The sequence below is a fragment of the Micromonospora sp. NPDC047467 genome (genome assembly GCF_040643095.1).
GTDB lineage: Bacteria > Actinomycetota > Actinomycetes > Mycobacteriales > Micromonosporaceae > Micromonospora.
In genome coordinates this window covers 276,770-289,791 of record NZ_JBEYTO010000008.1, presented here as the reverse complement: position 1 = coordinate 289,791, position 13,022 = coordinate 276,770, and the positions used below count along the sequence as shown (strand labels likewise).

Below are 13,022 nucleotides of genomic sequence, written 5' to 3'. Positions count from 1 at the left end.
GCTGGCAGGCGCTCTGCCGTGGCCAGCATATCGCGAACCGCGCTGTCAGCCGCCCCGCCCGCACCCCGGTGTCAGGTCGTGTCGGTGGTCGTGTCGGTGGCGTGTCGGCGCGGTGTCAGGCGACCCGCGCACGCTGTGCGGCATGACAGTTGACCTGGTGATCGAGGCCGAGGGCCTCGTCAAGACCTTCGGGAAGACGAGGGCGCTACAGGGCGTGAACCTCGCCGTCCCCCGCGGCACGGTGCTGGGGGTGCTCGGCCCCAACGGCGCCGGCAAGACCACCGCCGTCCGCATTCTCTCCACGCTCCTGACCCCGGACGCCGGAACCGCCCGGATCGGCGGCTTCGACGTGGTCCGCGACGCCGAGCGGGTCCGGCAGAGCATCGGCCTCACCGGCCAGTACGCCTCGGTCGACGAGGACCTGACCGGGCGGCAGAACCTGGAGTTGTTCGGCACGTTGCTGGAGTTGGGGCGCACCGGCGCCCGACGGCGGGCCGCCGAACTGCTCGACTGGTTCGACCTGACCGACGCCGCGAACCGGCAGGCCAAGACGTACTCCGGTGGTATGCGGCGGCGGCTGGACCTGGCCGCCAGCCTGGTCGGCTCCCCCGACGTGATCTTCCTGGACGAGCCGACGACCGGCCTCGACCCGGCCAAGCGCGAGGACATGTGGGGCGTGGTCCGGTCGCTGGTGTCGAACGGCTCGACCGTGCTGCTCACCACGCAGTACCTGGAGGAGGCCGACGCGCTCGCCGACGCGATCACGGTGATCGACCACGGGCGGGTCATCGCGCACAACACACCAGAGGGGCTCAAGCGGGTGGTGGGCGGCCAGACGCTGGAGGTCCGGCCGAGCGACCCAGCGCAGCTGCCCCGGATCGCGGCGATCCTGTCCGAGGTCGGCTCCGGCGCGCAGGCCGACGAGATCCGCAAGGGCGTCCTGGCGGTGCCGGTCACCGACGACGCGGCCCTGACCGAGAGCGTCGCGCGATTCGCCACCGCCGGCATCGCGGTCACCGAACTCTCCCTGCACCTGCCGAGCCTCGACGAGGTGTTCCTCACCCTCACCGGGCGTACGGCATCCGACGACGACACCACCAACCGCACGGAGGTCGCGGCATGAGCACCCTTGTCGACACCGCACCCACGGCAGGGCCAGCGTTCTCGGCGGCCGTGCCGCGACCACGCCCGTTCCGGCTCCTGCGGCACTCCCTGGCGCTGACCAAGCGGAGCCTCATCAAGACCTGGCGTACGCCCGAGGCGCTCGTCGACGTCACGGTGCAGCCGGTGCTGTTCCTGCTCATCTTCGTCTACATCTTCGGCGGCGCGGTCGCCGGCTCCACCCACGACTACCTGCAGTTCCTGCTGCCCGGCATCCTGGCGCAGACCATCGCCACCGGCGCAATCGCGATCGGCGTCAACCTCAACACCGACATCGCCAAGGGCGTCTTCGACCGGTTCCGGTCGCTGCCGATCCCCCGCTCCGCGCCTCTGGTGGGCGCGGTCCTGGGCGACGTCGTCCGGTACGTGATCGTCACGGTCTCGACCCTCGGAATCGGCTACCTGATGGGCTTCCGGATCGACACCGACGTGTTCCGGGCGGTCGCCGGGTGTCTGCTCGCGGTGCTGTTCGCGCTCTGCCTGAGCTGGCTGCCGGTCTACGTGTCGATGAAGGTACGCACCCCGGGCGCCGTGCAGGGCCTGATGTTCGCCCTGATCATGCCGTTGAGCTTCGCGTCCAACGTGTTCGTCGACGCCGACACCCTGCCGGGCTGGATGCGGGCGTTCGTCGACGTCAACCCGATGACCCACCTGGTGGCGTCGGTACGCGGCCTGTTCCTCGGCACCCCGCTCGGCTCGCACGTGTGGTGGACGCTCGCCTGGTGCGCCGCCTTCGTGGCGATGTTCATGCCGCTGGCGCTGCGGGCGTACCGCAGGAAGATCTGACCTCAGGCGAGCAGGTCGCCCATCAGCTCGCGGATCCGGCCGGTGGCCACGGCCACCGGCCGATCCCGCCACACGGCCAGCAACGGCTCACGCTGCTCCTCGTCCCCGAGGGTGGCGATGAGCCGTTCGCCGTATCCGGGCGGGAAGAAGGACTCGACGTGGCTGCCGATCCGCGTGGCGAGCGCGGCCAGTTCGCGGGCGACGCCCACGTCACCCCGGTACGCCGCGAGTTCGGCGCCACCCAGCGCCCACGCCCCGAACACCGGCAGGTCGCGCGAGGCCAGCGCGTCGTCGCGGGCGAGCGCCAGCAGGGCGACCGCCCGGGAGTCGACGTCACCGGCCGACTCCGGTCGCACCTCGGCGATCCGCAGGTGCAGACCGGCCAACCCGACCCGGAGCATGACACGCGGCTGCGGCGGCGGCCCGACCCACTCGGCGAGTGTCCGGTTCACCTCGTCGGCGTGCGCGAGCGCCTCGTCGTAGCGGGCCTGCTGCCAGGCGAGATGCGCCAGGCCGAGACGCGCCTGCGCGATGTCGCCCTGCTCGGCCTGGCCCGATGTCGCGGTCTCGCGCAACCGCCGCGTCGCCTCCGGATCCCCGCCGAGGGCAAGGTGCATGTCCAGCCGCACCCGGATCGACCGCGCGTCCTGCGTGGCGCCGACGAGTTCCATGTGCCGGACGCTGCGCGCCAGCCATTCGGCCGACCGGGCCTCCCCGGCCGGGATCAGGAACTGCCCGACGGCCCCGGCCGCCATCGCCATACCCCAGTGGTCACCGACGGCCTCGAAGCGGAGGTACGCCTGCTCGGCGTCGACCATCGACGCCTGCGGCATGCCGCCGTTCTCCCGTACCGCCGCGCGGGCGAACAGGCCGAGCCCCTGCACGTACGGGTCCGAGTGCGCGACCAACTGGGTCGCGCTCGTCAGGCTCTTGTCCAGATCGGACTCGTCGAAGCCGGGCAACGCCGTCGCGAGCGCGGTCAGCCGGGACGACATCTCGGGGGACCGCTCGGCCAGGAGCCGCCGCAGGGCCCGGCGGCTCAACCCGGCGAGGCGCAGCTCGCCACTGATGCCGGCGTTCAGGCCGATCACGAGGCACATCCAGGCGAGCCGGTCGGCGTCGGGCAGTGGTCGGCCGGCGACCCGGCCCGACTGGATCGCCGAGTGCCGCCGCCGCTGCGGATCGTCGACGTGCAGCAGACCCCGCGCCCACCCGACGACCTCAAGGTGCAGGCCGCGCACCGTCCAGAGGTGCAGCAACGCGGTCGCGACATCGACCGCCGCCGGCTCGTCGTCGTGCCCGAGCGCCCAGCGCAGGCCCGCCATCAGGTTGTCCTGATCGGTGGCGCAGCCGTCGAGCGCCTCGACCTGGCCGGGGCCGATGAACCGCTCGCCGAGGGCGACGGCCCGCTCCCGGGCCCAGTCGACCAGGCCGACCATGGCCCGGTCCCGCTCGCCGGCCGCGTCGAGGCGGGCTTCGCCGTACTCGCGGACCGTTTCGAGCATCCGGTAGCGGGGCGGGCTCTCGCCCTCGACCAGGGTCAGCAGGGACTGTTCGACGAGCGTCGCCAGGCCGCGTCGGACGTCGGCGCTCTGTGCGACGGCGGCGGCGAGGTTCGCGGTGAACGGCGCGGGGATGACCGCGAGCCGCTGGAGCAGCGCCTGGTCGTCGGGGGCGAGCAGTTCGCGGCTCCAGTCGACCATCGCCCACAGGCTGGCGTGGCGTTCGGGCAGGCCCCGCAGGGCGTCGTCGAGCAGCGCGAACCGGTCGGTCAGCCCCGCGAGCACATCGTCGATCGGCATGTGGCGCAGTCGCGCGGCGGCCAGTTCGAGCGCCAGCGGCAGGTTGTCGAGCCGATGGCACAGCGCGAGCGCCCGCTCGGTGTCCCAGGTCGGCACGGCGCCGCCGGCCCGCGCCCGGGACTCGATCAGCCCGAGCGCGTCGGCGTCGGGCAGGACGGACAGTCGGTGGACCGTCTCGCCGGCCAGGCCCAGCGGGGCCCGGCTCGTCGCGAGCACCGCGACCTCCGACGAGGTGACGGCCAGCAGATCCGCGACGACGGTGGCCGCCGCACCGAGGACGTGCTCGCAGTTGTCCAGCACGATCAGCCCGTCGACGTCGGGCGCCAGGGCGCGCAGCCGCTCCTGCGGGCTGAGCACCCGCCGTTCGAGGCCCAGGGTGCCGCCGCCGGTGGTCGAGGTGTCCGCGCCACCGAGCACGGCGAGCACCGTGGGCAGCACCTCGTGGGGCGAGCGGAGGCCGGCGAGTTCGACCACCCGTACCGGCTGCCCGGCCGTCACCGCGCGCCGCGCCACCTCGGCGGCGAGCCGGGTCTTGCCGGCACCGCCGGTCGCCACCACCGTCACCAGGGCCGCCTCGGTGAGGGCGGCGCGCACGGCCTCGACGTCCCGCTCCCGACCGACGAGGGCGGTCACCGGGCGCCGCCACGCGGCGGGCAGGGTGACCCGTGCCGGCTGCCGGTGCGGCGTCGCGGCGGCCGGCGCGGTGAGTTCGCCGCGCAGCAACTCCAGGTGGACCTGTGCGATCACCGGTGACGGGTCGGTGCCGTACCGGTCGGCCAGATCGTCGCGGAGCCGCTCGACCACCTCCAGCGCCTCGGCCTCGCGCCCCTGTGCGGCGAGCACCCGCACGAGCAGGGCGGCGGACGGCTCGTGCGGGGGCGTACGCGCCACGAGCCGACGCAGGTCGACCTCGTCGAACGGCCCCGCGCCGGCGAGTGCCGTCTGGGCGCGCAGCGCGGCGATGTCCGCGAACAGGTGTGCGTCCTCGGCGCTGACGAGTTCGGGCACCTCGGGGAAGAGGGCGCGGGCCTCGTCGGCAAAGGCGCGGGCGGCGCGGACGTCACCGCCCCGCAGCGCGGCATGCGCCTGGTCGGCGAGCGTTCGCGCCCGCACCGCGTCGACGGTGACCTCCTCGGCGGGCAGCCGGTAGCCGCCCGGCACCGCGAGCACGGGCAGCCCGAGGCGGCGTACTCGGGACACGAGCGCCTGGACCGCGCCGGTGGCGTCGTCGGGTGGCGTGCCGTCCCAGACGGCCTCCACGAGCAGGCTGCTGGAGACCGCCCGGCCCCGCGCGTCGACGAGCGCGCGGACCACCGCCGCGAGCCGTTCACCCCGGACCGGCCGGCCGTCGACCGCGAGCGCGCCGAGGATCGTGATCTGCACGGACACAGCATCCCTCACCCGTTCGAGGGGCGGGGCGGGGCCAGGTCAGGGAAGGGCTTGACAGTTCATCATCAAGTTAGGTTAGCCTCTCCTCATGCCAGGCACTCTGACCCAGACCCTGCCCGTTGCGCCGTGGCGCGCGTTTGCCGTCACCGTGCGCGCGGTACGCCGGCTCAGCCCGTCCTTCACCCGGGTGACCTTCACCGGGGCGGACCTCGACCGCTTCGCCGACAACGGTAACGACCAGCGAATCAAGCTGGTGCTGCCGCTGCCCGGCCAGCGTGGGGTGCACCTGCCGCAGGGGCCGGACTGGTACGCGGACTGGCGAGCCCTACCCGAGCACCAGCGCAACCCCATACGCACCTACACCGTGCGGGCGGTCCGGTCGCACCTGGCCGAAGTCGACGTCGACCTGGTGCTGCACGGCGACAGCGGGCCGGCGACGCGCTGGGCCCGACGGGTGAGCGTCGGTGACGAGATCGCCCTCGTCGGGCCGAACGCCGGCTACGACGGTGACCACGGCGGCGTCGAGTTCCGGCCGGCGGGGACGGGATGCCTGCTGCTGGCCGGCGACGAGACGGCCGTGCCGGCGATCAGCGCCATCTGCGAGCGGCTCGCGCCCCACACCCGGGGCGTCGTCCTGCTGGAGGTGCCGGACGCCGACGACGTGCTGCCACTGACGACTCCGCCCCGCGTCGAGGTCCGCTGGCTGCCCCGGGGTGCGGGTGGGCACGGCAGCCGACTGGTGCCCGCCGTCGCCGCCGCGGCGGAGGAACTGCTGGCCGTCGGCACGGCCGGGACCGCCCAGCCGGTCGTGGACGTGGACGTGGACACCGAGATCCTGTGGGAGGTGCCCACCGAGGTGCCGACGACGCCGCTGTACGCGTGGTTGGCCGGAGAGGCCGGGGTCATCCGTGCCCTGCGCCGGCACCTGGTCGCCGAGCGGGGTGTGGACCGGCGGGCGGTGGCCTTCATGGGCTACTGGCGACTCGGCCGCGCCGCCTGAGGCCGCCGCTCGTATCCGCAACCGCCCTGCCGGATGTTTCGGCATCGCCCCCCGGCCGCGTGCTCTCCGGGCGGTAGCGGAGCGCCGGGTGCGTCCGACGGCGGGTGGTGCGTACAGTTTCGGGTCGGTAGTTGGGGTGGGGCCGGCTGACCCGGCACCGGAAACGGGACGAGACACAGACGCATGACGGCGGACACACAACCGGAAAACGGTCAGCACGCGATCGACCGAAGCCGACTGGAGACCTGTCTCAGCGTCTTTGCGGCGTTGGAGGCGCTGCCTCCGGATCACCCCGACGTGGTGCGGGTGCAGCGGGCCACCGCCCGGCTCTACAAGGTGATCAAGCAGCGGCGACGTGAGGAGCGGCGCGACGCCATCCTGGCCGCCGACCGGGCCGTGACCGAGGCCACCGCCACCGGCGCCCCCGGCCGGATCGACGACGAGACCCAGGGCATCCCGCTGGCCTCGCCCACCTCCGGCACCACGGCGGGCGTCCTGCACAACCCGCGCGGCTGCTACGTCTGCAAGCAGCGCTACCGCGAGGTGGACGCCTTCTACCACCAGCTCTGCCCGTCCTGTGCCGCGCTCAACCGGGAGCGCCGGGACGCCCGCACCGACCTGACCGGCCGCCGCGCGCTGCTCACCGGCGGCCGGGCGAAGATCGGCATGTACATCGCGCTGCGGCTGCTGCGCGACGGCGCGCACACGACGGTGACCACGCGGTTCCCGCACGACGCGGTGCGCCGGTTCGCGGCGATGCCGGACAGCGCGGACTGGCTGCACCGCCTGCGGATCGTCGGGATCGACCTGCGCGACCCCGCTCAGGTGATCGCCCTGGCCGACTCGGTCAGCGAGCAGGGCCCCCTCGACATCCTGATCAACAACGCGGCGCAGACGGTCCGCCGCTCACCCGGGGCGTACGCGCAGCTCGTCGCCGCCGAGGCCGCGGCCCTGCCGGACGGTCCCCTGCCGGAGCTGATCACGTTCGCCAAGCCGGCCGGTGGTCCGGCCGGGAGCCTGACCGTGGGCCCGGAGTCGACCGCGCTCAGCCCGCACGCGCTCACCGCGTTGGCGTTGACCAGTGGCTCCGCCTCACCGGAGCGGATCGCGGCGTCCACCGCCATCGACGCCGGCGGCCTGGTGCCGGACCTCGACTCGGTCAACAGCTGGGTGCAGCGGGTGGACGAGGTCGATCCGGTCGAGCTGCTCGAGGTGCAGTTGTGCAACGTGACCGCGCCGTTCGTGCTGGTCAGCCGCTTGCGGCCGGCGATGGCCGCGGCGACGGCCCGCCGCAAGTACATCGTCAACGTCTCGGCGATGGAGGGCCAGTTCGGGCGCGGTTACAAGGGCCCCGGGCACCCGCACACCAACATGGCCAAGGCCGCGCTGAACATGCTGACCCGCACCAGCGCCGAGGAGATGCTGACCGACGGCATCCTGATGACCAGCGTCGACACCGGCTGGATCACCGACGAGCGGCCCCACCCGACCAAGATGCGGCTGGCGGACGAGGGATTCCACGCGCCGCTGGACCTGGTCGACGGCGCGGCCCGGGTGTACGACCCGATTGTGCGCGGCGAGCAGGGCGAGGACCTGTACGGCTGCTTCCTGAAGGACTACGCGCCCTGCGCCTGGTGACCGACGTCCCCACCCATACGACGAGGAGAAGACCAGATGGCATCTGACCAGGACCCGTGGCCGACGCTGGACGAGCTGCTGCGCGAGGAGTCGGAGCTGGAGCTCGCGGGCCTGTCCGAGACCGACGCGTACGAGCTGGGTATGCGTGCCGTCGCCGCCGCGAGTGAGCAGCGGCTGCCGGTCGCGGTCGGTGTGTGGCGTGCCGGGCGTCAGCTGTTCCACTGCGGCCTGCCCGGCTCGACCCAGGACAACGACGCGTGGCTGCGCCGCAAGGGACGCGTGGTGATGCGGTTCGAGCACTCGTCGCTGTACATGGCTCGGCTGTGCCGGGACCGGGACGTGACGCTGACGCAGAAGTACGGCCTGCCGGCCGCCCGGTACGCCGCGGCCGGGGGCGCGGTGCCGTTGCGGGTGCGGGGAACCGGCGTCGTCGGCTGGATGGGGATCTCCGGGCTCCCGCAACTGGACGACCACCGCTTCGTCGTCGACATCCTCCGCGAGACCCCGCGCTAGCCGGCGGTCAGCGCGCACGCCGGTTCGCGCGGACCGCGCCCAGGATCACCCCCGGGGTGACCAGCGAGAACGGGTGCTCCTGCATGGAGACGACCCCGTTGAACCGACGCGCGATGGCCACGTCCGTGATGGTCGCCTCGATGATCTGCCGGCTGGCCCAGCTGGAGATCCGGTACCCGCGCGGGTAGGGCCCGTCGACGTGCGGCAGCGCCAGGTCGGCGGAGGTCGATGTCGACCAGGCGGCGTCGACCACGACCTTCTGCAGGTCGAGAAAGCGGCGGGCGGGCACGGTCAGGTCCGGGTTCGACCGCAGGTACGTCGACAGGCAGGCGGCGTGCAGGGCCGCCGCCGTCATTCCCTGCCCGTAGACCGGGTTGAACGAGGCGACGGCGTCACCGACGCTGACGAGCCGCGCCGGAAACCTCCGCAGCGCGTGGAAGTCCCGCCGCCGGCTGTCGGCGTGACGGTAGGTCTGCACGTCGCCGAGCATCTCGTTGGCGGTGATCTCGCCGAACTCCGGCGGGAACTGCTCCCGCAGCCGGCGGACGAAGTCCTGGGCGGTGCCCCCCGGTCGGTCGTCGCCGTAACCGGCCATCATGGCCATCCAGCGACCATCCTCGATGGCGAAGAACGCCGCGCCGGCCACGTCCGTCATCGTCTGCGGGGTGTTCAGCGCCAGGACGACCTTCGACGCGGGATTCTCCTCGGTACGGCGGAACAGGGCGGTCGCGTAGTTGAGGTGCACGGGCATCCGCCGCGTGACGGGCCGTTCCCAGCCGGCCCGCTCCAGCCAGTCGGAGAGCCGGCTCGACCGCCCCATGGCGTCCACCACCAGGTCACCGCACTCGACGCCGGGCACCCCGTCGACCTCGCAACGGATGCCGGTGACCGCGTCGCCGTCGAAGACCAGGCCCGTGGCACGGGCGGTGACCGTCTTGACGTTGGGCAGTCGAAGAACCTGCTGACGGATCAGCCCCTCCAACAGGGGCCGGCTGCCCGCCAGGCTGTCGGCGTCGTCCGGGACGAGCACCTTCAGGCGGCCGTCGAGGTAGCTCCGCCGGGAGGCGGGTGGCGCCTCGACCGCGCCCTGGGCCACCGCCCGCGCACGGAACCCGGGAAACAGGCGTTCGAACTGGAAGAGACCGCCGGGCAGCAGCGCGTGCAGCTGCGTCCCCTGCGGCACGCCGGGCCGCGCGCCGCTCACCTGCGGGTCGTCCCGGTCCACGATGACCACGCTCTCCGCGTGGTCGGACAGGACCCGGGCGGCCAGCAGGCCGGCGACACTGCCGCCGAGCACCACCGCCTTACCCAGGACCGGAGATGGCTGGTCGGGCGGTCGCACGGCGTTCAGCGCGGCAAAGACCCGAACCGGGGAGAGGGACATCTTGCTCTCCAAGGGGTACGTGGTGTGCCCTCCCCGTGTCTGCCAGCGAACGGTGCGGGACAGGCCGGTGGACGGTCGTTCGGCGTGAAGCCCGTCGATCGTCGCACAACCGCCGAAGGCCCACTGACCGTGTCCACAAGGCGACATCCGGCGAGCCGATCGGGCGCGTGCGGTCGACGCTCGGGCACGTCGATTGGATTGCGCCCGGTCCAACTGTCACGATCTCCGGCATGCCCGTCGCTCGTCGTACTCTGCTCGGGGTCGGCCTGGCCGCCGCGACCTCCGCCCTCGCCGGCTGCGGCGACAACGGCGCGCCAGCCCTCGGTTCGGCCGATCCCAGCGACGCGGTGACCTCGACCGACGCCGCCGGGAACAGGGTGGGGTTCGGCTCGGCCGGAAACACGCCGCCGCCGTCCGGCGCACCGAGCGCCACCGCGTCCCCGAGCGGTGGTGCCGCGCCAGCCGGCCAGGCCCGGTACGCGCAGGACGTGACCGCGCTGCTCCGCAAGCACCTGCCCGCCACACCGCAGACCGTCCAGCACAAGGGCTTCCCCGGTGCCGTCGCTGTCGTCCTGGTCGATGGGAAGACGACGGTGCACACCGCTGTCGGGGAGGCGCTGCGCTACGGGGCGGGCCCGAAGCTGCTCGCGGCGGGCCAACGCGTCGCGATGCGCCCCGACTCCATCTTCGACCTCGCCTCGGTCACGAAGGTGTACACGGCCATCCTGCTGCTCCAGCAGGTCGACAAGGGGCGTGTCGACCTGACCGCCCCGGTCCGCGACTACCTGCCCGCCTTCACCAGTGCGGGCAAGGACCGGATCACCGTCGAGATGCTGCTCACCCACACCAGCGGCCTCCCCGTCGGCGCGAAGGTCACCGGCCTTCCCGACAACGCGGCACGGTGGAACGCCGTGCTCAGCACGGGGCTGGTCTCCGGTGCCGTGCCCGGGGACACGTTCCGCTATTCCAGCGTCGGGCTCATGGTCGCCGGCAAGATCGTCGAGAAGGTCACCGGTCAGCGGCTCGACCAGGCGCTCAAGAGCAACCTCACCGGCCCGCTCGGCCTGCGCGACACCGGCTTCAACCCCAATACCTGGCTGTCGAGCAGCGCGAAGGCCAGTCGCCTCGTCGCCACCGACGCCCGCTCGTCCCGGGGGCTGCTCCGGGGCACCGTCCACGACGACGTCGCCAACCACCTCGGCGGCGTCGCCGGTCACGCGGGCATCTTCGCCACCGCCACCGACCTCGCGGCCATCGGTCAGATGCTCCTCAACGGGGGCACTCACCAGGGCAGACGGATCCTCGCCGCGGCGACCGTGCGGCGGATGCTCACCAACCTCAACGCCGGCAAACCGGCCGTCGACCCCGAACGGCCCAACCGCACCGCCGCGCACGGCCTCGGGGTCGTCCTCAACCAGAGCTGGTTCATGGGCAGGCTCGCCTCCACCCGGACCTTCGGCCACACCGGCTTCGCCGGCCCGTCGCTCCTGGTCGACCCCCACCGCAAACTCGTCCTCGCCCTGCTCACCAACCGCGCGCACCCCAACTGGAGCTGGGCGAACCCCGATCCGGTCCGCGCCGCCGTCGGCGACCTGCTCGCCAAAGAGGTCAACTAACCACAGTGCCAGTGCACCATCGATCCGCACCGGCCCCCGAATTTCGGCAGGACGGGCCGGAAGCTGTGGACCACCACGCCCCACCCTGACACGATGCTTGCGCTAGTAGTGCAAATACTTCGTCGCTCAAGGTGGAGGATCGATGCACACGTCTCGCCGGAGATTGCTCTCCCTGACGGCCGGGGTCGCCCTCGCGGTCGGCCTGTCCGTCGCACCCGTGCCACGCCCCGCCGAAGCCGCCGCCCCACCGGCGTACCGGCCGGTGATCTTCGTACACGGCAGCGCCGGGTCGGCCTCGCAGTTCCAGTCCCAGGCCAGGCGTCTCGCCAGCAACGGCTACCCGATCGACATCATCGAGGCCCATGAGTACGACTCACCGAACATCGCGACGATCCTGCCCCAGGTGTACGCGGGGCTCGACGCGAGGATCTCCCGCCTGCTGGAGGCGACCGGCGCGGATCGGGTCGACCTGCTCGCGCACTCCCTGGGCACCTTCGTCATGCAGGGCTATCTCACCAGCTCACCGACGCGCGCCGCCCGGGTCGCGCACTACGTCAACCTGGACGGGCGCACCGCGACCTCCCCGCCGGGCGGTGTGCCGACCCTCGCCATCTGGGGTGAGGGCGACCCGGCCCGCGCCATCGTGGGCGCGACAAACGTGCACCTGCCGGACCAGTCCCACACCCAGACCGTGTCGTCGCCGGAGTCGTTCGGCGAGATCTTCCGGTTCCTCCAGGGCCGCGCGCCGCACACGACGCGGATCGTGCCGCAGATCCTCGGCACCGCCCGGGTCTCCGGCCGCGCGGTCCTCTTCCCGAGCAACGTCGGCGTCACCGACGCGACCCTTGAGGTCTACCCGGTCAGCCACCTGACCGGTGGTCGGCTCTCGTCCTGGCCCGCGCATCGGGTGCCGCTGGCGGGCGACGGCTCGTTCGGCCCCTTCCCGGTGCTCGCCACGGCCCGCTACGAGTTCGCGATCGTGCGCTCCGGCGCCCCGACGCACCACTTCTACTTCCAGCCGTTCCTCCGCTCGGACTCGTTCGTACGCCTGGCGACGAGCGTGCCGGGGGAAGGTCTCGGCGCGCTGGTCGACACCAGCGACCGACACACGGCGCTGACCATCCAACGCCAGAAGGAGTGGTGGGGCGACCAGGGCGATGCCGGCGACAACCTCTGGATCAACGGCCGGGATGTCCTGAACCCAGCGAACGCGCCGCGCGCCAAGAGGACGATCGCCATCTTCGCGTTCGACGACGGCAGCGACGGCGTGACCGACCTGACCGCCCCGTTGCCGGAGTTCTTCAGCCAGACCTTCATCACCGGCATGGACCTGTTCATCCCTGCCACGCCGGCACACCTCGGCGTCGTACGCGTCACCGTCGGTCAACGCGGCGGCGGGTACGACGTGGTCAACGTGCCCAACTGGCGGTCGAGCGCCCACCGCGTGACGGTAAACGTCGACGACTTCTGACCGCCCGCCGAGCGGCCCGGCCACCTGACCTCGTGACGGTGGCCGGGCCGTCGCGCGTTGAGGGTTGATCCTGGCCGGCACCCTCGTGCGGCCTGCGACACCAGCTGGTCGGCATCCGCGCGGGCGTGTCCCCATGTCGACGCCGGAGTGTTCCGTTCTGCCGGCGAGACCGGCGGGGCCGGCGGCGCTGTTCGGGCGCGCACAACACCGCCCACGCCCTTCTCGACGTCGGCCGACCCAGCCGCCGGTTCACGCTCGTCCG

Annotated in this window: 9 protein-coding genes; 7 read left to right on the top strand and 2 right to left on the bottom strand. The window is 72.7% G+C overall.

The features are described 5' to 3' along the window. The first annotated feature begins 142 nt into the window (after nucleotides 1-142). Complete coding sequence (locus ABZ780_RS23210; RefSeq protein ID WP_357002277.1) at nucleotides 143-1,123, top strand: ATP-binding cassette domain-containing protein; 981 nt, start codon at nucleotides 143-145, stop codon at nucleotides 1,121-1,123. Then, the gene (locus ABZ780_RS23205) at nucleotides 1,120-1,947 is read left to right on the top strand and encodes an ABC transporter permease (protein ID WP_357002279.1); all 828 of its coding nucleotides are present in this window, start codon (nucleotides 1,120-1,122) and stop codon (nucleotides 1,945-1,947) included. Before ABZ780_RS23210 ends, ABZ780_RS23205 begins: the two co-directional genes overlap by 4 nt. A gap of 2 nt (nucleotides 1,948-1,949) precedes the next feature. Here ABZ780_RS23205 and ABZ780_RS23200 read toward each other — a convergent pair whose 3' ends face one another. Next, a complete protein-coding gene (locus tag ABZ780_RS23200) occupies nucleotides 1,950-5,132 on the bottom strand; it encodes a BTAD domain-containing putative transcriptional regulator (protein ID WP_357487474.1) in 3,183 nt (1,060 codons plus the stop codon). A 106-nt stretch (nucleotides 5,133-5,238) separates the two neighbouring features. Between ABZ780_RS23200 and ABZ780_RS23195 the strand changes: the two genes are divergently transcribed. From ABZ780_RS23195 to ABZ780_RS23185, 3 genes are all read left to right on the top strand, one after another. Next, nucleotides 5,239-6,138 (top strand): siderophore-interacting protein, encoded by a 900-nt coding sequence (locus ABZ780_RS23195; RefSeq protein WP_357002818.1) that lies wholly within the window; start codon nucleotides 5,239-5,241, stop codon nucleotides 6,136-6,138. Between the two features lie 183 nt (nucleotides 6,139-6,321). Continuing rightward, on the top strand, nucleotides 6,322-7,776 hold the full coding sequence (locus ABZ780_RS23190; RefSeq protein WP_357002283.1) for an SDR family NAD(P)-dependent oxidoreductase: 1,455 nt from the start codon (nucleotides 6,322-6,324) through the stop codon (nucleotides 7,774-7,776). Nucleotides 7,777-7,812: 36 nt separating this feature from the next. Further along, nucleotides 7,813-8,289 (top strand): heme-degrading domain-containing protein, encoded by a 477-nt coding sequence (locus tag ABZ780_RS23185; RefSeq protein ID WP_357002286.1) that lies wholly within the window; start codon nucleotides 7,813-7,815, stop codon nucleotides 8,287-8,289. Nucleotides 8,290-8,296: 7 nt separating this feature from the next. Here ABZ780_RS23185 and ABZ780_RS23180 read toward each other — a convergent pair whose 3' ends face one another. After that, nucleotides 8,297-9,673 (bottom strand): FAD-dependent oxidoreductase, encoded by a 1,377-nt coding sequence (locus ABZ780_RS23180; protein WP_357487473.1) that lies wholly within the window; start codon nucleotides 9,671-9,673, stop codon nucleotides 8,297-8,299. 230 nt (nucleotides 9,674-9,903) lie between these two features. On the opposite strand from ABZ780_RS23180, the gene ABZ780_RS23175 reads away from it, so the two are divergent. Further along, nucleotides 9,904-11,289, top strand: coding sequence for a serine hydrolase domain-containing protein (locus tag ABZ780_RS23175; RefSeq protein ID WP_357487471.1), 1,386 nt, complete (start codon nucleotides 9,904-9,906; stop codon nucleotides 11,287-11,289). A 142-nt stretch (nucleotides 11,290-11,431) separates the two neighbouring features. Further along, a complete protein-coding gene (locus ABZ780_RS23170; RefSeq protein ID WP_357487469.1) occupies nucleotides 11,432-12,760 on the top strand; it encodes an alpha/beta hydrolase in 1,329 nt (442 codons plus the stop codon). Nucleotides 12,761-13,022 lie beyond the last annotated feature (262 nt).

Coding starts and splice junctions, on each gene's coding strand:
- ABZ780_RS23210 (WP_357002277.1), top strand. CDS start 143: ATGACAGTTGACCTGGTGATCGAGGCCGAGGGCCTCGTCAAGACCTTC.
- ABZ780_RS23205 (WP_357002279.1), top strand. CDS start 1,120: ATGAGCACCCTTGTCGACACCGCACCCACGGCAGGGCCAGCGTTCTCG.
- ABZ780_RS23190 (WP_357002283.1), top strand. CDS start 6,322: ATGACGGCGGACACACAACCGGAAAACGGTCAGCACGCGATCGACCGA.
- ABZ780_RS23185 (WP_357002286.1), top strand. CDS start 7,813: ATGGCATCTGACCAGGACCCGTGGCCGACGCTGGACGAGCTGCTGCGC.
- ABZ780_RS23180 (WP_357487473.1), bottom strand. CDS start 9,673: ATGTCCCTCTCCCCGGTTCGGGTCTTTGCCGCGCTGAACGCCGTGCGA.
- ABZ780_RS23175 (WP_357487471.1), top strand. CDS start 9,904: ATGCCCGTCGCTCGTCGTACTCTGCTCGGGGTCGGCCTGGCCGCCGCG.
- ABZ780_RS23170 (WP_357487469.1), top strand. CDS start 11,432: ATGCACACGTCTCGCCGGAGATTGCTCTCCCTGACGGCCGGGGTCGCC.